Here is a 17,615-nt window from a genome sequence, read left to right on the forward strand (position 1 = left end):
TCACAGCGACCGCTGCCCGGCGGCCCGGATCCGGCCCTCGCGACATCGCTCCGATCCGGCCTGATGTCCCCCCATTCGCGGCAAACCGGCCCTACGATCCCTCCCACGCGTACGGATCCGGGACCGGTCGGCGGAAGGGCACGCACATGAGCACACCGCACGCCCCCTCACCCGTCCCCCTCACCCCGGGTGACCGCACAGGCGATCCGCGCGACCGGGCCCGCGGCTCCCTCCTGGGCCTCGCCGTCGGCGACGCGCTCGGCGCCCCCGCCGAGAACATGAAGCCCTCGCAGATCCGCCGCCGGTGGGGCCGCATCGAGGGCTTCGTCGCCGACGACCCCGCAGGCACCGACGACACCGAATACGCCATCTTCTCCGGGCTGCTGCTGGCCGAGCACGGCTCGGCGCTCACCGTCGCGCACGTCGAGGCCGCCTGGCACCAGTGGATCGCCGACCTGGACGAAGGCCCCTTCCGCGGCGCCGGATTCAGCGAGCGCGGCACCCTGGAGAACCTCCGCAGGGGCCTCGCCGCACCGATCTCAGCCCAGCACCGGCATGCCTGGAGCGACGGACTGGCGATGCGGGCCGCACCCTTCGGCGTACACGCGGCGGGCCGGCCGGCCGAGGCCGCCCGCCTGGTGGCGGTGGACGGCACCGTCAGCCACGACGGCGAGGGCATCTACGGCGGCCAGGCCGTCGCCGCCGGGGTCGCCGCCGCGATGGTCGCCAGGACCACCGACGCGGTGATCGCCGCCGCGCTCTCCGTCGTCCCCGAGGACTCCTGGACCGCCCGCTCGCTGCGCCGCGCCGTGGCCGCCGCCCAGCGCTCCCGCCTGGACCCCGGCATCACCCGGCTCGGCACCGAACGCGCCGTGCGCTCCGCCGTCGTCATCGGCGGCTACCCCTGGACCGACCTGGCGCCCGAAGCGGTCGGCCTGGCCTTCGGCGCGTTCGCGGCGGCGGCCGGCGACTTCCGCGGCGCGGTGCTGACCGCCGTCAACATGGGCCGGGACGCCGACACCACGGCGGCGGTCGCCGGCGCCCTGGCCGGCGCGCTGGGCGGCTGCGCCGCCGTCCCCGCCGACTGGGCGGCGGCCATCGGGCCCGTACGCGGCAGCTGCCTCCCCTCCATGGCGGGCTACCACGTCCTGGACATCGCCGACCTGCTGACACCCGCGGGCCCGGTGACGTCATGACCGCCTCCGGCCCGGGCGGCGGCGCTGCCGGGGATGCCCCCGGCCCGGCGCGGGCGACTGCCGCACCGCCGGGGCCGTTCGCGCAGTTCCCCGCGCCCCTGATCGCGCTCCGGCCCCGTCCTCGAACGCCGGACGGGCTCGATGTCCCACCCGGCTGCGGGCGCACCGCGGAGGCCACCCCGCAGTGCGAACACACCCGCGACAGGGGCACCCGCATCGAGGGCCTCCTCCTGGGCCTCGCCGCCGGAGACGCCGCCGGGTGGCCCGCGAGCCGGCACCGCGCGGCCCGGATGCCCGAGTGGACCCGCCGTCTCACCCGTGAACTGGACACCTTCGCCGAACAGAACGCCACCACCACGCTCCCCGTCCCCATCGCCCTCAACCAGCCCCCCGAGCCGCTCCGTCTCGGCCCCTCCGACGACGCCGAATGGGCCGCCTTCACCGCCGGCTCGGTGCTCACCGCGGCCGGTGCCTTCCTCTCCGACCTGGGCCGTGACCGCCGGATGCGGGCCGCCCTCGACCTCGCCTGGAACGCGCTGGCCTGCGAGGTCGCGGCCGCCGCCGACCGCGCCCCGGAGGTGGAGTCGGCGGTGCTGCCGCTGCGCGCCCGGATCTCCGTACGCGCCGGGCTCGGCAACCTCGCCGCCGGGCTGCGGCCGCCCGCCACCGGCCACGACAACCCGCACTTCTTCGACGACGCGGCCTGCGTACGCGCCGCCGTACTCGCCGTCGTCCACCCCGGCGACCCCGCGGGCGCTGCCGGGCTCGCCGAGTTCGACGCCCGGTACACCCAGGACGGCGACGGCGTGCACGGCGCACGCGCGATGGCCGCCGCGGTCGCCGCCGCGCTCGGCGGCACCGGCGTCGCCGCATGCGTCGAGGCCGCCCTCGCCCAGCTCCCCGAGGGCACCGAGATCCGCCGCAACGCCCTGCACGCCGTGCATCTGGCCGAGGCCACCGCCGACGGCCGCCCCGGCGCCGCGTTCGCCCTCGTCCCCACCCTGGAGCACGAGATCGTCGACCACGTCTACAGCTACGGCATCGCCGCCGCCGAGACCGTGCCGGTCGCCCTCGCGCTGGCCCTCGCGGGCGGCGGCCGGACCGCCGAGGCGGTGCCCGCCGCCGCCTGTCTCTCCCGTGTCGCCGACTCGGCCCCCGCCCTCACCGGCGCCCTGACCGGCGCGCTCGGCGGCGCCGCCGCGCTGCCCCCCGCCTGGCGCGACGCCTGCCGCACGCTCTCCGGCTGCGCACTGCCCCGGCTGGCCGGCACCGACCTGGTCGAGCTGGCCGAGCTGCTCGCCGGCACCGAACTGACCACTCCGCAGACGCCCTCGGCGAAAGGACCCGACCGGCCATGACCGACACCGCGGCACCACCCACCACCACGGCGTGCCCGAGCCTCGCCGACCGCACGGCCGGCGCGCTGGCCGGGGCCGCCGTCGGCGACGCGCTCGGCGGACCGGTCGAGGGCCGGAGCCCGGAGCAGATCCGGGAGCGGCACGGCGGACCGGTCCGCGGCATCGTCGGCCCCTGGCACGAGGACTGGCGCACGGCCCGCCCCCTCGCGCCGTACCACAAGGGCGACGGCCACGTCACCGACGACACCCTCATGACCCACGCACTGATCAGGGTGTACGAGAAGGTCCGCGACCACCTCGACGCGTACGCCGTGGCCGACCACCTGGTCCCCGAACTGATCACCGAGCCCCGCTGGATCCCCGAGCTGGAAGCCGAAGCCCTCCCCCTCCAGCGGGTGTTCCTCGCCGAGAAGTGGCTCGTCACCCGGCTGCACTACGGGCACGCCGACCCCCGCGAGGCCGGCGTCGGCAACATCGTCAACTGCGGTGCCGCGATGTACATGGCCCCGGTGGGTCTGGTCAACGCCGGTGATCCGCGCGGTGCTTACGCCGAGGCGCTGGACGTCGCGGGCGCGCACCAGTCCTCGTACGGACGGGAGGCGGCCGGTGTCCTCGCCGCCGCGGTGGCCGCGGCCTGCGCCCCCGGCGCCACCCCCGCCTCCGTGGTCGACACGGCCCTCGCCCTCGCGAAGGACGGCACCCGCACGGCGATCGAAGCGGTCTGCGAAGTGGCGGTGAAGTACGACGAGTTCGAGCCCGCGCTGACGTCGTTGCGGGGCGCGGTCTCGCCGTTCGACACCGTCGGGCCCGAGTACCGCCGGCCCTCACTGGGCGCCCGGCGGCCCTCCCGGCTGCACTCGATCGAGGAACTGCCCGTCGCGCTCGGCCTGTTGATCGTCGGCGGCGGCGACTACCGCGAGACGGTCCTCGGCGCCGTCAACTACGGCCGCGACTGCGACTCCATCGCCACCATGTGCGGCGCTCTGGTCGGCGCGCTCGGCCGGCCCGTGCCAGCGGAGTGGACCGCGGCCGTCACCGAGGCCAGCCGCCTGGACCTCCGGGGCCCGGCCGCCGCGCTGACCGCCGTCGCCCACGAGATCCACCACCGCGACCTGTCCCGCCGCCGCGCCCACGAAGCCGCGTTCGCCGCCCTCACGGAGAGCCGATGACGTACCCCCCGGCCCCGCTGCGGGTCACCTGGGTCCAGCCCGAAGACCTGATCGGGCACGAACTGCGCCAGGCCGCCGAGGACGGCCGCGACGCCACCGTGATCCGCCGCCGCTGGCTCACCGCGGGCGGCACCCCCGCGCCCGACCGGGCCGGCGCCTCCCCCGCGCCGGCGTCCCCCCGGCTCCGCGCCCTGGCCACCGCCCTCCTGGACGACCTGGCCGCCCTGCCCTGCCCCACGGCCGCCGACGAACCCACCGACCTGGCGGCCGTCCGGGCCGCGGCACCCGGGCCCCCGCCCGGCCCCGTCGCCGCCGGCCTCCTCCCCCGCCTGGAGGCCGCCTGGCTGGGCCGCGCCGCCGGCTGCCTCCTCGGCAAACCGGTGGAGAAGCTGCCCCTGGCCGGCATCCGCGCCCTCGCCCGCTCGACCGCGAACTGGCCGCTGCACACCTGGTTCACCGAAGCCGGGCTGGACCCCGAGACCGCCGCCCGGTACCCCTGGAACCGCCGCAGCCGCGCCACCTCGCTCGCCGAGAACATCGACGGCATGCCCGAGGACGACGACCTGAACCACCCCCTGCTCGGGCTGCTCCTGCTCCGCCGCCACGGCCCCGGCTTCACCACCGCCGACCTCGCCCGCCTCTGGCTGGAGGAGCTGCCGGCCGGCCGTACGTTCACCGCCGAGCGCGTCGCGTACCGCAACCTCCTCGACGGCCTCGAACCGCCGGAGACCGCCCGCTTCCGCAACCCCTTCCGCGAGTGGATCGGCGCCCTGATCCGCGCCGACGTCCACGGCTGGACGCACCCGGGCGACCCGGCCGGGGCCGCCGCTGCCGCCTGGCGCGACGCCGTGCTGACCCACACCGCCAATGGCGTGTACGGGGCGATGTTCGCCGCCGCCGCGCTGGCCACGGCCGCGGGCGGCACCGCGGACGTGCACCGGTGCCTGACGGCCGGCCTGGCCGTCGTGCCGCCCCGCTCCCGGCTCGCGCGGGCCGTGCGCTTCGGGATCGCGGCGGCCCGGGAGGCGCCCGATCCCACGCCCGGCGGCTTCGAATCCGTCGTGGACCGGCTGCACGCCGCCTACGGCTGGCACCACTGGGTGCACGTACTGCCCAACGCCGCCCTGCTGGCCGCGGCGCTCACCCACGCCGACGGCGACTTCACCGGGTCCGTCTGCCGCGTCGTCTCCGGCGGCTGGGACACGGACTCCAACGGCGCCACGGCCGGTTCCCTCACCGGTCTGCTGGCCGGTGCGCCGGACGCCCTGCCCGCCCACTGGACGGCACCGCTCGCCAATCGGCTGACCACCTCCGTCGGCGGCCTGGACGGCATCGGCTTCGACGCGCTGGCCCGGGAGACGGCGGCTCTGGCGGTCACCGGAACCGCCGCCGCTCCGGAGCCGGCGGGCGCCGCCCTCGGCTGACACGGCAGCGGGCCGCGGCCCCCGAAGGGACCACGGCCCGCTGCACCGCACCGCGTGATGCGGCTAGGACTTCTTCTTCCCGGCCCCGGCGGGCTTGTCCGCCGTACCGGCCACCGCCGTGTCCTCGGAGTCCCCCGAGCCCCCGGCCTTCGGGGCGTCGCTCTCCGGGACAGCGTCCGGGGCGTCGTCCTTGGGGGCGGCGTCTCCCGGGGCCTCGTCCTTCGGGGCCTCGTCCTTCGCGTCGGCGTGCTCCGCGTCGGAAGCCTCCGCTTCAGCGGTCTCCTGCTCCACCGCCGCCGGCTCGACCACCGCCTCCCGGCCGGGGGACCGCTTCGCCGACAGCACCATGTAGACCAGCGCGAGGACCAGCACGATCAGCGCCGTCCAGACGTTCAGCCGCAGGCCCAGGATGTGGTGGGCCTCGTCGACCCGCATGTACTCGATCCAGGCGCGGCCCGCGCAGTACGAGGCGACGTACAGCGCGAACGCCCGGCCGTGCCCCAGCTTGAAGCGCCGGTCCGCCCAGATGACCAGGATCGCGACGCCGATGCACCACAGGGACTCGTACAGGAACGTCGGGTGGTACGTGCCGCCCACACGGCCGATCGACGGGTCGGAGGTGATCTTCAGCGCCCACGGCACGTCCGTCGGCCGGCCGTACAGCTCCTGGTTGAACCAGTTGCCCCAGCGGCCCATCGCCTGCGCCAGCGCGATGCCCGGGGCCACCGCGTCCGCGTACGCCGGGAGCGGGATGCCCCGGCGGCGGCAGCCGATCCAGGCACCCACCGCGCCGAGGGCGATCGCGCCCCAGATGCCGAGGCCGCCCTCCCAGACGTAGAACGCCTTGATCGGATCGCCGCCCGCGCCGAAGTACGGCTCGTACGTCGTGATGACGTGGTAGAGCCGCCCTCCGACCAGGCCGAACGGCACCGCCCACACGGCGATGTCGGCGACCGTCCCGCTCTGGCCACCGCGCTGCACCCAGCGCTTGTTGCCGAGCCAGACGGCGATGAAGACGCCGATGATGATGCAGAATGCGTAGCCGCGCAGCGGGATCGGGCCGAGATGCACGACTCCGGTCGACGGGCTGGGAATGAATGCGAGGTCCATGGCAGCCCCGACGCTACCGCGCCGGGCGGGCCGGGCGGCAACCCACCCGGCAACGGCTCAGTAACGACCCCCGGACGGCACTTCTCCGCCCGGTTTCCTGCCTCGCTTCTTGCCCTACTTCTTCTTGTTCGCCTCCTGGACCATCTGCTTCAGCTTCTGCGGGGTCATCTGCGCGCTCTGGTCGGCGAAGAGGTTCTTCCCGTTGAGGATCACGCTCGGGGTGCCCTGGAGGCCGGCCTTCTGGAACGCCTCGTTCGACTTCTGCGCGAAGCCGTTGTACGTGCCGTCGTTCACGCAGGAGCGGAAGTCCTGGGTCACCAGGCCCGGCACCTTGCCGGCGAGCTTGATCAGGTAGTTCTTGTCGGCGTACCGGTCCTGCTGCTCGGCCGGCTGGTTGGTGAACAGCACGTCGTGGTACTCGCGGAACTTGCCGGCGTTCTGCGCGCACAGCGCGGCATTGGCCGCGTTCAGCGAACCCTTGCCGCCCATGTTGCCGTCGATGAGCAGGGCGAGGTGATAGTCCGTACGCAGCTCACCGGCGTCCTGGAGCTCATGGAGGGTCGAGCGGAAGCCCGTCTCGAACTGCTTGCAGGCGGGGCAGCGGAAGTCCTCCCACACCTGGAGCGTGGACGGCGCGCTCTTCTGTCCGACGGTCACCATCGGCTTGTCCCCGCCGGTGGCGCCCTTCGGCGCGGCGACCGGGGTGTCCTTGTCGTCGCCCGTGGAGGACGCCCAGACCGCGATGCCGGCGGCCACCGCCAGGACCGCCACCACCACCGCGGCGACCTTCGCCTGCCTGCCGCGCCGGGCGCGGGCCTTTTCCTTGTCGCGCTGTGCCTGCAGCCGCTCGCGTGCGGTGCCTTCGGCTCGGGTTTTCTGGCTCACACCGCTGAAAAACGAGGCGGAGGGACGCCACTGCGCCCCTCCGCCCCGGATTTCGCCCTATCGAGGGACCTCGACGGCGCCGGCTTTACGCCCGTACGCCCTTGGCCAGATCCCCGGCCAGCTCCCGTACGCCGGCGAGCCCGGCCTCCAGGTCGCCCTCGTGGGCCAGCAGCCGCTTCACGAACGCGGAGCCGACGATGACCCCGTCGGCGAACTGCGCGACCTCGGCGGCCTGCTCGGCGTTGGAGACGCCCAGGCCCACGCAGACCGGCAGCTCGGTGGTGGCCCGGGTGCGGGTGACCAGGTCCTGGGCCTCCCGGCCGACGGACTCGCGGGTGCCGGTGACGCCCATCAGGGACGCCGCGTACACAAAGCCCGAGCCGGCCGCGGTGATCTTGGCGAGCCGCGCGTCCTTGCTGCTCGGCGCGACCACGAAGACCGTGGCCAGGCCGTGCTGCTCGGCGGCCTTCCGCCACACCTCGGACTCCTCGACCGGGAGGTCCGGCAGGATGCAGCCGGCGCCGCCCGCGGCGGCCAGGTCGGCGGCGAACCGTTCCACGCCGTATGCGTCGACCGGGTTCCAGTACGTCATGCACAGCACGGGAGCGCCGGTGGCGGCGTGCGCCTCGCCGACCGTGCGGATCACGTCGACGATCTTGACGCCGCCGCGCAGCGCGATGTCGTCGGCGGTCTGGATGACCGGGCCGTCCAGGACCGGGTCGCTGTGCGGCAGGCCGACCTCGACGACGTCGCAGCCGCCCTCGATCATCGCGGTGACGGCGCGCACGCCGCCGTCCACGGTCGGGAAGCCCGCCGGGAGGTAGCCGACCAGGGCGGCGCGGCCCTCGGCCTTCGCGCCGGCCAGTACCGAGCTGAGCAGTTCGACGTTGCCCGCCATCACTTCGTCCCCTCCTGGTGCGCGCCGAGCGCGGTGTCCGTGGCGTCGGTGTCGTCCGCCTCGACGGCGTCGTCGGCGGGGGCGTCGTACAGCCCGAAGTACCGCGCGGCCGTGTCCATGTCCTTGTCGCCGCGGCCGGAGAGGTTGACCAGGATCAGGCCGTCCTTGCCCAGCTCGCGGCCGACCTCCAGCGCGCCGGCCAGCGCGTGCGCGCTCTCGATGGCCGGGATGATGCCCTCGGTCTCGGAGAGCAGCCGCAGCGCCTGCATGGCGGCGTCGTCGGTGACGGCGCGGTACTCGGCACGGCCGGCGTCCTTGAGGTAGGAGTGCTCGGGGCCGATGCCCGGGTAGTCCAGCCCGGCGGAGATCGAGTACGGCTCGGTGATCTGGCCGTCCTCGTCCTGCAGGACGTAGGAGCGGGAGCCGTGCAGGATGCCCGGCGTGCCCTCGGTGAGGGTGGCCGCGTGCTCGCCGCTCTCGACACCGTGGCCGCCCGGCTCGCAGCCGATCAGGCGCACGCTCTCGTCGGGCAGGAAGGCGTGGAAGAGGCCGATGGCGTTGGAGCCGCCGCCGACGCAGGCCACGGCCGCGTCCGGCAGCCGGCCCGCGCGCTCGATGATCTGGCGACGCGCCTCGACGCCGATGACGCGGTGGAAGTCGCGCACGAGGGCGGGGAAGGGGTGCGGGCCCGCGACCGTGCCGAAGAGGTAGTGGGTGCGGTCGACGTTGGCGACCCAGTCGCGGAACGCCTCGTTGATCGCGTCCTTCAGGGTGCGGCTGCCGGACTTCACGGCGATGACCTCGGCGCCGAGCATCCGCATGCGGGCGACGTTGAGCGCCTGCCGCTTCGTGTCGATCTCGCCCATGTAGATGGTGCATTCGAGGCCGAAGAGGGCGCAGGCGGTGGCGGTGGCGACGCCGTGCTGGCCGGCGCCGGTCTCGGCGATGACGCGGGTCTTGCCCATGCGCTTGGTGAGCAGCGCCTGGCCCAGCACGTTGTTGATCTTGTGCGAGCCGGTGTGGTTCAGGTCCTCGCGCTTGAGGAAGATCCGCGCGCCGCCGGCGTGCTCGGCGAACCGCGGCACCTCGGTGAGGGCGCTGGGCCGGCCGGTGTAGTTGACCATCAGGTCGTCGAGCTCGCGGGCGAACTCGGGGTCGGCCTTGGCCTTTTCGTACTCCTCGGCGACCTCGTCGACCGCGGCGACCAGGGCCTCGGGGATGAACTTGCCGCCGAAGGCGCCGAAGTAGCCCTCGGTGCTGGGCACCTGGCCCTCGGCGTCCGGAATGAAGAAGTCAGACGACATCCGACGTACTCCTCACCGGGGCGCGCGCAGGCACCCCGGAAGTCTCGATGTAGCGAAATACGGGCATCAAGCTACGTGCGCGCGGCGCGGTCCCGGGTGTCGCACACGGCCGGAGCACCCGTACGGACAGTCGTCCGCCGGGGAAGGTCCGGTCAGGCGTGGGAGCCCGCGCGCGGCGCGGGGCGGGGCCATCGGCTGCCGTTGATCTGGCCGGGCTCGGCGCCGATGTGGTAACGGACGCGCCGTCCGTGGACGCGGCGCGCCGGGGCCCGGCAGCCGCGGTGCCACGGGGGCAGCGCGCAGCGCTTCGGCTCGGGGCGGTGGCGGGAGACGGGCGGGCAGCCGCGGCCCAGGGCCGCCTGCGGCAGGCGCGCGACGCCGGCCGCGGCCGGGCGGTGGCCCGGGCGCGGCGCGTGGCGGCGGACGGCTGCGGTCATGTCCCGGTCAGTCCCGCCCGTGGCGGATGGCCGGGTGGGAGCCGGCCGCGACGAGGTCGGCGACGGCGGTCTTCGGGTCCTTGCCGGTGACCAGCGACTCGCCGACGAGCACGGCGTCCGCGCCCTCGTTGGCGTAAGCGATCAGGTCGTGCGGCCCGCGGACGCCGGACTCGGCGACCTTGACGATGTGGTCGGGGATCTCCGGGGCGACCCGGCCGAAGTTGCCGCGGTCGACCTTGAGCGTCTTCAGGTCGCGGGTGTTCACGCCGATGATCTTCGCGCCGGCGGCCACCGCGCGCTCGACCTCTTCCTCGTCGTGCGCCTCGACCAGCGGGGTCAGCCCGATCGACTCGGCCCGCTCGATGAGCGAGACCAGCGCCTCCTGCTCCAGCGCGGCGACGATCAGCAGCGCCAGGTCGGCGCCGTAGGCGCGGGCCTCCCACAGCTGGTAGGCGCTGACGATGAAGTCCTTGCGCAGGACCGGGATGTCGACCTTGGCCCGGACGGCTTCGAGGTCGGCGAGCGAGCCGCCAAAGCGGCGCTGCTCGGTGAGGACGGAGATGACGGCGGCGCCGCCCGCTTCGTAGTCGGCGGCGAGCCCGGCCGGGTCGGCGATGGCGGCCAGCGCGCCCTTGGACGGGCTGGAGCGCTTGACCTCGCAGATCACCCGGATGCCGTCGCCCTTGAGCGCGGCCACGCCGTCCTTGGCGGGGGCGGCCTTCTTCGCCCGCTCCTTCAGCTCGTCGAGGCTGACGCGCGCCTGTCGCTCGGCGAGGTCGGCGCGGACTCCGTCGATGATCTCGTCGAGCACACTCACGCGAGCGGCCTCCTTCTAGAGCGGTGGAGGAAATCTGTCGCCTTCGAGGGCACGGTGCGCTCCCAGCAGGCACTCCGATGGTATCCGGCCAGGGGCTCCGGCCCCGCATCCGGCTGTCCGTGGTCCCACAACATGGACAGATACCGATACATACCGGCCGCGTTCGGGCGCTCCGGAAGCGGCGGGAAAGGGGCGCTCACGGGGCGAGGGCCGATCCGGCGGGGAGGTTGCGTACCACTGTGAACAGCAGCACAGCACCCCCGATCAGCCACCAGTGGGCGGGTCTCGGCCGCGGCCCGGCGGCCGGCAGCCCGCGCCCGGCGCGCACCAGCCAGACGGCCCAGAACAGCGCGAACGCGGCGTAGCCGAGCACTGCCGGGGCGTTGGCGCCGAGCGCGGCGCCGAGGTCGCCGTGCGCGACCGCGTGGGCGCTGCGCAGCCCGCCGCAGGCCGGGCAGTAGAGGCCGGTGAGCCGCAGCAGCGGGCAGACGGGGTAGTGGCCGGCTTCGTTGGGGTCGACGGCACCGACGTACGCGAAGGCCGCCAGGACCGCCGCGAGGGCGCCCAGCGGGGCCACGAGGCGGCGCACGGCGCCGCGGCGGGCCGCCGCGGGCGGGCCGTCCGGGGTACGCGCCACGGATTCCGTCACGGGACCGATTCTCCCCCGGTACGGACGAAGGCGCAGCTTCCCTGCCGTCGCACGGGCCACTCCGCGCCATGAGCGCGGGGCGTGCGGAACGGCCGGGAAGCCGCGCCTGCGTCGAGCACGGGGCCGCGGCGGGCCCGGGCCGGGGCCGGACCGGTGTCCGGCCGCCGGGCGGTCAGCTCTGCTGCGGCTGCGGGCTGCCCTTGGCGCGCTTCGGGGCGGAGCCCAGGCCCATGAGGTGCATGATGCCGCCCACTACGGCGCCGGCCAGGATGAGCACCACACCGGCCCAGAAGCCGGGCACGTTGGCCACCACCATGAAGGCGCCCGAGACGCAGAAGCCGATGAACGAAATGATGACGCCGGTCCAGGCAGCCGGGGTGTGTCCGTGGCCGTGGCCATTGCTCGACATGAGTGCTCCTCGTTGCTTTCTCGCGCCTGGGTCGGGGCGCGGCGTTCGCTCGGAATCATTGTCCCTGATGCGCGGGGTGGGCCCGCCATCGGGTCGGTACGGACCGGTGCCGGCCATCGGCTAGGTGGTGGGGTCCTCGCCCCGGTCCAGCGACTTCCAGATCTCCTCCGGGCGGTCCAGGTCCGGCTTCGCGGCGGCGCGGCGCGGTCCGCGGGCGGCCCGGGGGCCGCCGTCCGCGCGCTCGTAGCGCCCGGACATCGCGGGCCAGTGCCGGCCGTGGACCAGTGCCAGCAGCCCGGCGATCAGCAGGAGCGCGCCGCCGCCGGCGGCCACCCAGGGCCAGGCGGTGTGCGCGACGTGGTGGACGCTCGCGTTGCTCATGCCCGTGGCGGTGGCGGCCTTGGCCTTCAGCGCGGCGGTGTCGGCGTTGCCGAGGAGGGCGCCGGCCAGGGTGCCGGCGCCGCTGAGCGCCAGCAGCGCGGAGACGGCGACACGGCCTGCGCCGCGTACGGCGAAGACCGCGACCAGGGCGGCGAGCCCGACGACGGCGAGCGCGCCGGGTACGCCGGTGATGTCCTGGCCCGACGCCTTCTGCGGCAGCTCGCCCTGGGCGACCACGGCGGTGGCGGTGGCCCAGGTGCGGCCGGAGGAGAGCAGGGCAAGGGCGGCGCCGAGCGCTCCGAGGAGGAGGGCCAGGGCGAGGGGCTTGCGCGCGGTGCCCCGGTCGCCTGCGGCGGCGGGGGCTGCGGCGTCGGCCGTCGCGGCGTCGGTGCGGGGCGGGGGTACGGCACTCACATGTACCACTATCGCCTACGCCGCCGGGCTCGCGTCGGCTCGGGGTGCCGACGGGCGTCAGCTGCCCAGGTGGTTGGCCGTGTGCACCGCGCGCAGCACCGCCGCCGCCTTGTTCCGACACTCCTGGTCCTCGGCCTCCGGGTCGGAGTCGGCGACGATGCCGGCGCCGGCCTGCACGTATGCCGTGCCGTCCCGGAGCAGGGCGGTGCGGATGGCGATGGCGGTGTCGGAGTCGCCGGCGAAGTCCAGGTAGCCGACGCAGCCCCCGTAGACGCCGCGCTTGCTGGGCTCCAGCTCCTCGATGATCTGCAGGGCGCGCGGCTTCGGTGCGCCGGAGAGGGTGCCGGCGGGGAAGCAGGCGGTGAGCACGTCGAAGGCGGTGCGGCCCTCGGCGACCTTGCCGGTGACCGTGGACACGATGTGCATGACGTGGCTGTAGCGCTCGATGGACATGAAGTCGACGACCTCGACGCTGCCGGGCTCGCAGACCCGGCCCAGGTCGTTGCGGCCCAGGTCGACCAGCATCAGGTGCTCGGCGCGCTCCTTGGGGTCGGCCAGCAGCTCGTCGGCGAGGGCCTGGTCCAGCTGCGGGGTGCCGCCGCGCGGCCGGGTACCGGCGATGGGGTGCAGCATCGCCTGCCCGTCCTCGACCTTGACCAGCGCCTCGGGGCTGGAGCCGACGACATCGACGCCGCCCTCGAAGCGGAAGAGGTACATGTACGGGCTGGGGTTGGTGGCCCGCAGCACCCGGTAGACGTCCAGCGCGGAGGCCGTGCACGGCGTCTCGAAGCGCTGCGAGGGCACGACCTGGAAGGCCTCGCCGGCCCGGATGCGCTCCTTGATGTCCTCGACGGCGTCCTTGAACGCTTCCGCGCCCCACAGGGCGGTGTACTCGGGCAGCTCGGAGGCCGGGAGCGCGGCGGCGTTGGAGGGGGCCGGGCGGCTCAGGTCGTACGCCATGGTGTCCAGCCGGGCCACGGCGTCCGCGTACGCCTCGTCGACGCCGGTGTCCAGGTCGTTGTGGTTGATCGCGTTGGCGATCAGCAGGACCGTGCCGTTCCAGTGGTCCAGTACGGCCAGGTCCGAGGTGAGCAGCATGGTCAGCTCGGGCAGCCGCAGGTCGTCGGAGGTGGCGTCGCCGATCTTCTCCAGGCGGCGCACGATGTCGTACCCGAGGTAGCCGACCATGCCGCCGGTGAAGGGCGGCAGGCCCTGGCCCTCGATGAGGTCGCGCGGGGTGTGCAGGGTCTCGACGGTCTCGCGGAGCGCGGCGAGCGGGTCGCCCCCGGTGGGCACGCCGACCGGCGGGGTGCCGAGCCAGTGGGCCTGCCCGTCGCGGGCGGTGAGGGTGGCGGCGCTGCGGACGCCGATGAAGGAGTAGCGGGACCAGCTGCGGCCGTTCTCGGCGGATTCCAGGAGGAAGGTGCCGGGGCGCTCCGCCGCGAGTTTGCGGTACAGGCCCACCGGAGTGTCGCCGTCCGCGAGGAGCCGCCGGGTGACCGGGATGACCCGGCGGTCCTTCGCGAGGGTGCGGAAGTTTTCGAGGTCCGGAGTGGCGGTGCCGGTGGTTCCCGTGGTCATGCCAGCGGATCCTAGTAGCGATCAGCGGCGGGGGCCGGGCGTGTCCGCGTACTGATCGGCGCAGCGGACGCCGCGCTGCTCACTCCCCGGCGAGCAGGACGTCCTCGTCGAAGCAGGTGCGCGCGCCGGTGTGGCAGGCCGCGCCGACCTGGTCGACCTTGACCAGGACGGTGTCCGCGTCGCAGTCCAGGGCGACGGACTTCACGTGCTGGACGTGACCGGAGGTGTCGCCCTTGACCCAGTACTCCCGGCGGCTGCGGCTCCAGTAGGTGCAGCGGCCGGTGGTCAGCGTGCGGTGCAGCGCCTCGTCGTCCATCCACCCGAGCATCAGCACCTCGCCGGTGTCGTACTGCTGGGCGATGGCGGGGACCAGCCCGTCGGGGGTGCGCTTGAGCCGGGCGGCGACGGCCGGGTCCAGGGCGGTGCCGGCGGGGGCGGCCGCCTGTGCGGCCGGGGCCGAGGGCTCGGGGGACGGGGTGGCGGGACTGCTGCTCATGCCCTCCATTGTGCCGTGCGGCATCATGCGGGCATGAACGACCGGTATCCGCCCCCGGACGACGACCGGGCGGCCAAGGTGGCGACGATCGTGCTGTGCGCGGTCTTCGTGGCGGCCGTGGTGGTGATGGCGGTGATCCTCGTCCAGGGGTGACGCGGGGTGCGGAAGGGACCGCGCGGCGTCGTGGCACGGGCGGCGGGCCGGGCCGTAGGGTGAGGCCATGTCGACCCATGCCAAGCGTGAACGACTTCTTCTCGCCGACCTGTTGGAGAGCGCGGGGCCCGAGGCCCCGACGCTGTGCGAGGGCTGGACCGCGCGTGACCTGGCCGCCCATGTGGTGGTGCGCGAGCGGCGCGCGGACGCGGCCGGCGGCCTGGTGCTCAAGCCGCTGGCGTCCCGGATGGAGCGGGTGCGGAGCGAGTACGCCGCCAAGCCGTACGAGGAGCTGATCCGGCTGATCAGGACCGGGCCGCCGCGCGTCTCGCCGTTCGGTCTGAAGCAGATCGACGAGGCGTCGAACACCGTGGAGTTCTTCGTGCACGCCGAGGACGTGCGGCGGGCCCAGCCGGACTGGACGCCGCGCGAGCTGAGCTCCGGCTTCGCCGACGCCCTGTGGTCCCGGATCGAGCGGATGGCCCGGGTGCTGGGGCGGAAGGCCCCGGTGGGCCTGGTGCTGCGCCGCCCGGACGGCCGGACCGCGGTGGCGCACCGCGGCACGCCGGTGGTGACCGTCACCGGCGAGCCGGGCGAGCTGACGCTGTTCCTGTTCGGGCGGCAGGGCGCCGCCAAGGTGGAGCTGGACGGTGACAAGGAGGCGGTGGTCCGGGCGCAGGAGGCCGGGCTGGGGCTGTAGCCCGGGTCGCGGGCGCCCCCGGGCGGGGGCGCTCAGGCCGGGCGGCGGGCGTCCGGCCCGCCCGTCCCGGCCCCGGTGCCGTACAGGTCCGCCTCTTCCAGCGCGCGCAGCCGCCGGTAGTCGGCCTCGATCTGCCGCGGGTCGTCGTGGAGCAGGTAGCAGACGCCGGGTGAGGTGGCCGCGTCGACGGTGGGGACCAGGTGGTCGCCGACCGCGACGGCGAGGTGGTGGCCCGCGTACGAGGGCAGCGCGCGGATCTCCGCGAAGCGGTCCAGGGAGACCAGCCGGCCGGCGCGCGGCGCGATCAGCGAGACGTACCGCAGGTGCGTGCGCGGCTGTGCCCTGCGGTCCGTGTGTGCCATGAAGGCGGCCGGATCGGCGCAGGCCAGGGCGGTCAGCGCCACATGGTCGGTGCCGAAGCAGCGGCTGACCACCTCGGGCAGGATGCTGCCGGCGAGCCGGGCGCCGGTCTCGATCAGTACCGGGCCTTCGCCGGTGAGCATGACCTCGGAGTGCGCGGGCCCGTTGCGCACGCCGAGGGCGTCCAGGACGCCGAGGACGTACGGGCGGAGCACGGCGGTGGCCGGATCGCGCGCGGGCACCGGCTCCTCGTAGTCGTAGACCGGGGCGCCGCCGCGGCCGGGACGCTTGTGGTAGCGCCAGATCTCGGCGATGTGGTGGCGGCCGGCCACGCTGACGGTGTTGGCGAAGTACTCGGTGCCGGTCAGGTGTTCCTGGACGACGACGGTGCGGTTGCGGGCGCCGGCGAAGTTCACCGAGCGCAGGATGTGGTCGAACGCGGTGCACAGCTCCACGGGGCCGGCGCAGAAGAAGACGTTGTCGGTGCCGGCGCTGTCGGCGGGCTTGACCACCACGGGCCAGCGGCCGCGGGCGCGGGTCCAGGCGAGGGCCGCGTCGAAGCGGTGGGTGCGCAGCGTGTCGGGCGCGCGCAGCCCGTGGGCCCGTACGGCCGCGGCCATCTCGTACTTGTCGCGGCGCACGCGGCGGCCGTCGACGACGTTGCCGGGCAGGCCGAGCTGCGCGGAGAGGGCGTCGGCGAGGTCCACGCCGGTCTCGTTGCCGGGGAGGACGCGCGCTGCCGCGTACGGGCGTACCGCGGTGACCAGGGCGTCCAGGTCGCCCCGGTAGGTGAGCCGGCCGGCGCACGTGCCGGGCGGCCAGGGCGCGCCGACGAGGCGGTCGCCGATGCCGGGGGCGCTGTCGATGTGGACCGTCCCGATGCCGTGCGCGGCCAGCGCCGCGGGCAGGAAGCGGCCGGTGGAGTAGGCGTCAACCACCAGGCAGTGCATGAGTCCTGTGACCTTCCCGGGCCGCGGCGGCCGGGGGTACGCCCCGGCGGGCGAGCAGCCCGCATCCGATGAGGGCGGTGATGAGGGCGATGCCGAGCGCCGACGGCACCGAGAACGCCAGCCGGGAGTCGGCCAGTTGGAGCACCAGGGTCAGCGCGGGCGCGAGGGCGCAGATCATGGAGGCGGTCACCGGGGTGGTCCGGCGGACGCCGATCTGCACGAGGACGGCCGGCACGCCGACGCCGATGACGGCGACCACCGCACCGGGGAGCAGCGCGGCACCGAGCCGGCCGGTGTCCCCGGTGGCGGCGAGCAGCCAGCCGGCCGCGGCGACGAGGCCGAAGCGCAGCCCCATCACGGTCGGTACGTCGACGCCGGCGGCGCCCAGCCGGGCGGAGAAGACGACGTTGGCGGCCCCGCCGGCGCCGGAGGCGACCGCGGCGCACACGCCGAGGGCCATGGTCGCGGCGGCCCGGTCGCCGACGCCGCTGCGGCCGTCCAGCGAGGCCCAGACCAGGCCGGCGAGGGCGAGGACGATGCCGAGCGCGGAGAGCAGTTCGCCGGGCAGTACCCGGTCCTCGCGCCACCACAGGTACTGGAGCAGCACGGTGCAGGCCGGGCCGATGGCGATCGAGACGACGTTGGCGACGGCCGGTTCCATGAGCTTGAGCGCGTACAGCAGGGACAGCCAGGTGACCGCGGTGGTGAGGTTCAGGACGAGCAGGTCGGCGGCGTGCGCCCGGACGACGGCGAGCAGCCGTGCCGGGCGCGTCCGCAGCAGTGTCAGACCGCAGAAGAAGGCTCCGGTGAGGGTGAAGGCGACCGCGGCGACGCTGCCGGGGTCGAGGTGCTGGAGCCGGTGTGCGGCGAACACGTCCACCAGGGCGGAGAACAGGGCGAAGGCGAACAGTGCGGGCACGGCGT

Annotated in this window: 18 protein-coding genes; 5 read left to right on the forward strand and 13 right to left on the reverse strand. The window is 74.8% G+C overall.

The features are described from left to right. Positions 1-146: 146 nt before the first annotated feature. The 4 genes from ACZ6WH_RS10375 to ACZ6WH_RS10390 are packed head-to-tail and all read left to right on the forward strand — an operon-like array spanning position 147 to position 5,147. The gene (locus ACZ6WH_RS10375) at positions 147-1,196 is read left to right on the forward strand and encodes an ADP-ribosylglycohydrolase family protein (protein ID WP_469727461.1); all 1,050 of its coding nucleotides are present in this window, start codon (positions 147-149) and stop codon (positions 1,194-1,196) included. Continuing rightward, positions 1,193-2,554, forward strand: coding sequence for an ADP-ribosylglycohydrolase family protein (locus ACZ6WH_RS10380; RefSeq protein ID WP_469727463.1), 1,362 nt, complete (start codon positions 1,193-1,195; stop codon positions 2,552-2,554). The genes ACZ6WH_RS10375 and ACZ6WH_RS10380 overlap by 4 nt, the downstream gene beginning before the upstream one ends. Beyond that, on the forward strand, positions 2,551-3,723 hold the full coding sequence (locus ACZ6WH_RS10385) for an ADP-ribosylglycohydrolase family protein (protein ID WP_469727465.1): 1,173 nt from the start codon (positions 2,551-2,553) through the stop codon (positions 3,721-3,723). Before ACZ6WH_RS10380 ends, ACZ6WH_RS10385 begins: the two co-directional genes overlap by 4 nt. Continuing rightward, the gene (locus tag ACZ6WH_RS10390) at positions 3,720-5,147 is read left to right on the forward strand and encodes an ADP-ribosylglycohydrolase family protein (protein WP_469727467.1); all 1,428 of its coding nucleotides are present in this window, start codon (positions 3,720-3,722) and stop codon (positions 5,145-5,147) included. The genes ACZ6WH_RS10385 and ACZ6WH_RS10390 overlap by 4 nt, the downstream gene beginning before the upstream one ends. A gap of 63 nt (positions 5,148-5,210) precedes the next feature. Here the strand turns inward: ACZ6WH_RS10390 and lgt are convergent, their stop codons facing one another. The 11 genes from lgt to hisI all read right to left on the reverse strand — a co-directional run bounded on the left by lgt (position 5,211) and on the right by hisI (position 14,528). Further along, complete coding sequence (lgt, locus tag ACZ6WH_RS10395) at positions 5,211-6,257, reverse strand: prolipoprotein diacylglyceryl transferase (RefSeq protein WP_469727469.1); 1,047 nt, start codon at positions 6,255-6,257, stop codon at positions 5,211-5,213. Between the two features lie 114 nt (positions 6,258-6,371). Beyond that, positions 6,372-7,142, reverse strand: a complete 771-nt coding sequence (locus ACZ6WH_RS10400) for a DsbA family protein (RefSeq protein WP_469727471.1) — start codon at positions 7,140-7,142, stop codon at positions 6,372-6,374. Between the two features lie 85 nt (positions 7,143-7,227). Further along, a complete protein-coding gene (gene trpA, locus ACZ6WH_RS10405) occupies positions 7,228-8,040 on the reverse strand; it encodes a tryptophan synthase subunit alpha (RefSeq protein ID WP_432853001.1) in 813 nt (270 codons plus the stop codon). Further along, positions 8,040-9,344 (reverse strand): tryptophan synthase subunit beta, encoded by a 1,305-nt coding sequence (gene trpB, locus ACZ6WH_RS10410; RefSeq protein ID WP_469727474.1) that lies wholly within the window; start codon positions 9,342-9,344, stop codon positions 8,040-8,042. The genes trpA and trpB overlap by 1 nt, the downstream gene beginning before the upstream one ends. Positions 9,345-9,496: 152 nt before the next feature. After that, on the reverse strand, positions 9,497-9,781 hold the full coding sequence (trpM, locus tag ACZ6WH_RS10415) for a tryptophan biosynthesis modulator TrpM (RefSeq protein WP_469727476.1): 285 nt from the start codon (positions 9,779-9,781) through the stop codon (positions 9,497-9,499). Between the two features lie 7 nt (positions 9,782-9,788). Further along, complete coding sequence (trpC, locus tag ACZ6WH_RS10420) at positions 9,789-10,598, reverse strand: indole-3-glycerol phosphate synthase TrpC (RefSeq protein ID WP_361560547.1); 810 nt, start codon at positions 10,596-10,598, stop codon at positions 9,789-9,791. 196 nt (positions 10,599-10,794) lie between these two features. Continuing rightward, entirely contained in the window at positions 10,795-11,247 is a 453-nt protein-coding gene (locus ACZ6WH_RS10425) for a DUF2752 domain-containing protein (RefSeq protein WP_469727478.1), read from the reverse strand. 172 nt (positions 11,248-11,419) lie between these two features. Continuing rightward, positions 11,420-11,656: an HGxxPAAW family protein gene (locus ACZ6WH_RS10430; protein WP_469727480.1), complete on the reverse strand. Its 237-nt coding sequence runs from the start codon at positions 11,654-11,656 to the stop codon at positions 11,420-11,422. A gap of 120 nt (positions 11,657-11,776) precedes the next feature. After that, positions 11,777-12,451, reverse strand: a complete 675-nt coding sequence (locus ACZ6WH_RS10435) for a TIGR02234 family membrane protein (RefSeq protein WP_469727481.1) — start codon at positions 12,449-12,451, stop codon at positions 11,777-11,779. Positions 12,452-12,508: 57 nt separating this feature from the next. Further along, complete coding sequence (locus ACZ6WH_RS10440) at positions 12,509-14,032, reverse strand: anthranilate synthase component I (RefSeq protein ID WP_469727482.1); 1,524 nt, start codon at positions 14,030-14,032, stop codon at positions 12,509-12,511. A gap of 79 nt (positions 14,033-14,111) precedes the next feature. Further along, positions 14,112-14,528, reverse strand: coding sequence for a phosphoribosyl-AMP cyclohydrolase (gene hisI, locus ACZ6WH_RS10445; protein WP_432853021.1), 417 nt, complete (start codon positions 14,526-14,528; stop codon positions 14,112-14,114). Between the two features lie 220 nt (positions 14,529-14,748). Here hisI and ACZ6WH_RS10450 point away from each other — a divergent pair, with 220 nt between their 5' ends. Next, on the forward strand, positions 14,749-15,381 hold the full coding sequence (locus ACZ6WH_RS10450; RefSeq protein ID WP_432853024.1) for a TIGR03085 family metal-binding protein: 633 nt from the start codon (positions 14,749-14,751) through the stop codon (positions 15,379-15,381). A gap of 32 nt (positions 15,382-15,413) precedes the next feature. Here ACZ6WH_RS10450 and ACZ6WH_RS10455 read toward each other — a convergent pair whose 3' ends face one another. Both ACZ6WH_RS10455 and ACZ6WH_RS10460 read right to left on the reverse strand, forming a co-directional pair. Next, entirely contained in the window at positions 15,414-16,691 is a 1,278-nt protein-coding gene (locus ACZ6WH_RS10455) for an ATP-grasp domain-containing protein (protein WP_469727484.1), read from the reverse strand. Further along, the gene (locus ACZ6WH_RS10460; RefSeq protein ID WP_469727486.1) at positions 16,672-17,610 is read right to left on the reverse strand and encodes a DMT family transporter; all 939 of its coding nucleotides are present in this window, start codon (positions 17,608-17,610) and stop codon (positions 16,672-16,674) included. Before ACZ6WH_RS10460 ends, ACZ6WH_RS10455 begins: the two co-directional genes overlap by 20 nt. Positions 17,611-17,615 lie beyond the last annotated feature (5 nt).

It is taken from the genome of Streptomyces sp. NPDC050806 (assembly GCF_055586425.1).

What these genes read in the sequence shown, in the direction of transcription:
- ACZ6WH_RS10375 (WP_469727461.1), top strand. Translation starts at nt 147, where the DNA reads ATGAGCACACCGCACGCCCCCTCACCCGTCCCCCTCACCCCGGGTGAC.
- ACZ6WH_RS10380 (WP_469727463.1), top strand. Translation starts at nt 1,193, where the DNA reads ATGACCGCCTCCGGCCCGGGCGGCGGCGCTGCCGGGGATGCCCCCGGC.
- ACZ6WH_RS10385 (WP_469727465.1), top strand. Translation starts at nt 2,551, where the DNA reads ATGACCGACACCGCGGCACCACCCACCACCACGGCGTGCCCGAGCCTC.
- ACZ6WH_RS10390 (WP_469727467.1), top strand. Translation starts at nt 3,720, where the DNA reads ATGACGTACCCCCCGGCCCCGCTGCGGGTCACCTGGGTCCAGCCCGAA.
- lgt (WP_469727469.1), bottom strand. Translation starts at nt 6,257, where the DNA reads ATGGACCTCGCATTCATTCCCAGCCCGTCGACCGGAGTCGTGCATCTC.
- trpA (WP_432853001.1), bottom strand. Translation starts at nt 8,040, where the DNA reads ATGGCGGGCAACGTCGAACTGCTCAGCTCGGTACTGGCCGGCGCGAAG.
- trpB (WP_469727474.1), bottom strand. Translation starts at nt 9,344, where the DNA reads ATGTCGTCTGACTTCTTCATTCCGGACGCCGAGGGCCAGGTGCCCAGC.
- trpM (WP_469727476.1), bottom strand. Translation starts at nt 9,781, where the DNA reads ATGACCGCAGCCGTCCGCCGCCACGCGCCGCGCCCGGGCCACCGCCCG.
- ACZ6WH_RS10430 (WP_469727480.1), bottom strand. Translation starts at nt 11,656, where the DNA reads ATGTCGAGCAATGGCCACGGCCACGGACACACCCCGGCTGCCTGGACC.
- ACZ6WH_RS10440 (WP_469727482.1), bottom strand. Translation starts at nt 14,032, where the DNA reads ATGACCACGGGAACCACCGGCACCGCCACTCCGGACCTCGAAAACTTC.
- hisI (WP_432853021.1), bottom strand. Translation starts at nt 14,528, where the DNA reads ATGAGCAGCAGTCCCGCCACCCCGTCCCCCGAGCCCTCGGCCCCGGCC.
- ACZ6WH_RS10450 (WP_432853024.1), top strand. Translation starts at nt 14,749, where the DNA reads ATGTCGACCCATGCCAAGCGTGAACGACTTCTTCTCGCCGACCTGTTG.
- ACZ6WH_RS10455 (WP_469727484.1), bottom strand. Translation starts at nt 16,691, where the DNA reads ATGCACTGCCTGGTGGTTGACGCCTACTCCACCGGCCGCTTCCTGCCC.